Source organism: Brevibacterium sp. FME17, from assembly GCF_014897515.1.
In the GTDB taxonomy this organism is placed as follows: Bacteria; Actinomycetota; Actinomycetes; order Actinomycetales; family Brevibacteriaceae; genus Brevibacterium.
Genome location: NZ_JABUYD010000062.1, coordinates 1 through 1,489 on the forward strand (window position 1 = coordinate 1; position 1,489 = coordinate 1,489).

A 1,489-nucleotide genomic window follows, 5' to 3' on the forward strand; every position below is an offset into this window, starting at 1 on the left:
GTCTACGCAGGCTGCGTGACGTAGCACACGTGTCCACGACTTGCGGGGAACCTCAATAGTCCCATGACCATGGATGTGTTTAGTTTTGTGACCGTCGGGGTTTATGTGCTCAGCGGTGGCCTGGTGCTCTCATTGCTGGTGCTCGGTTTGATTGTTCTGCTCAAGGTCAACAACCTGCTCGACCTCGAACTGGCCAAACGGGTCGAGCAGAAGAACGAGAACCCGCAATCCGCAGAATAAGTCCTCGCTGCCCCTGAACGCGGCGATGGCCTGATTGTCATCGAAGTCGACGTGACTCCGAAGACCAGACGAGGGAGCGTAGTGGTACACCACCTGTTTCGCATCACCCTATGCCTGCTGGCAGCTTTGGTAGCAGTGAGCTGTGAGAAGTTCATTTACGGCCGGATCATCCTGACACCAGACTCGGTCTGGCATTTCCGGGAATGGGTGCGTGTCGCGATCATCGCTGTGGTTGTGTGGGTGAGTCTCAACGTTTCAGACCGGTGGAGAGACCGCACTCGAAAATCGCAGAGATTGCAGCCCTGATACTGGGGAGAGAGCCCGAATCAATCCTTTACCCGTCCTCGTATACCGTCTTAGAGATGTCCCGAACTCGTGCGGGTCCACCCATGGCGGGACCGGATCTTGATGATCAGGGCCATCAGTAGAAAAAGTACGGCGGTCAGGGGGAACATGAACGCGGCGAACACCCACACAAGCGTCCCTCCAATTCCGGTCGAGTCGTAGTACACGGCCTGAGCAACTGAGAGGCTGCTTAACTGGTGGGCGAAGACCAGAGCGAATCTGGTTTGGAACCATTCATATGCCGATCTTGGCACACTCGTCGTAGAGTCAGGGCCGTGACGGGAATTGTCGCGATCACGATTGAACGCTCGCGGCGGAAAGTGACCGCCCGCAGGACACTTTGTGCAGGTGAAGGCAAGAAATACGTGTGCCCGAAGGGGCCCGCGTCCGTTTTCAACGGTTTCGAAAGCGGATTGACTGCCCGGCGTTGCGCCACTGAATCTCGGCAATGCACCTCTTCTATCGTGCTCATGCGATGTTTGCGCACACTATAGAATGAGCCTTATCGCTTTCAACTAATGAGGCAGAGCCCGCAGATGCACCGAAAGGATCGAGCATATGGAAGGCTTTGGATTCGTCGAATCGAGCTTTGGCGTCCTTGGCATGCTGCTGACACTTCTGCCAGTGTTTGTCTTTCTCGTCATCGTAGCGGGCATCGTAATTGCGACTGTCTGGATCACCAAGTACCTCAAGCGGCAGGAAGCTGACCGCAAAGAGATGCTCGATCTCATGCGCAGGCAGGTTTCCAGAAAGCAAGATTCGTGAGTAGCGATCGCTTATCCGTCGTGCTGATCATTGCGGGCCTGTTCGCACTCCTAGCTGGTTTTGTCACTGGCCTTGCAGTCTTCTTGAGGTTCCCCGCAAGTCGTGGACACGTGTGCTACGTCACGCAGCCTGCGTAGAC

General features: G+C 55.6%; 2 protein-coding genes. Both read left to right on the forward strand.

The features are described 5' to 3' along the window. Positions 1 to 63 precede the first annotated feature (63 nt). Positions 64 to 240 carry a hypothetical protein gene (locus tag INT40_RS20285; RefSeq protein WP_193073264.1) on the forward strand — a complete coding sequence of 59 codons (177 nt, stop codon included), beginning with the start codon at positions 64 to 66 and terminating at the stop codon, positions 238 to 240. Between the two features lie 903 nt (positions 241 to 1,143). Continuing rightward, entirely contained in the window at positions 1,144 to 1,350 is a 207-nt protein-coding gene (locus INT40_RS20290) for a hypothetical protein (protein WP_069599747.1), read from the forward strand. Positions 1,351 to 1,489: the final 139 nt, after the last annotated feature.

Coding starts and splice junctions, on each gene's coding strand:
- INT40_RS20285 (WP_193073264.1), top strand. CDS start 64: ATGACCATGGATGTGTTTAGTTTTGTGACCGTCGGGGTTTATGTGCTC.
- INT40_RS20290 (WP_069599747.1), top strand. CDS start 1,144: ATGGAAGGCTTTGGATTCGTCGAATCGAGCTTTGGCGTCCTTGGCATG.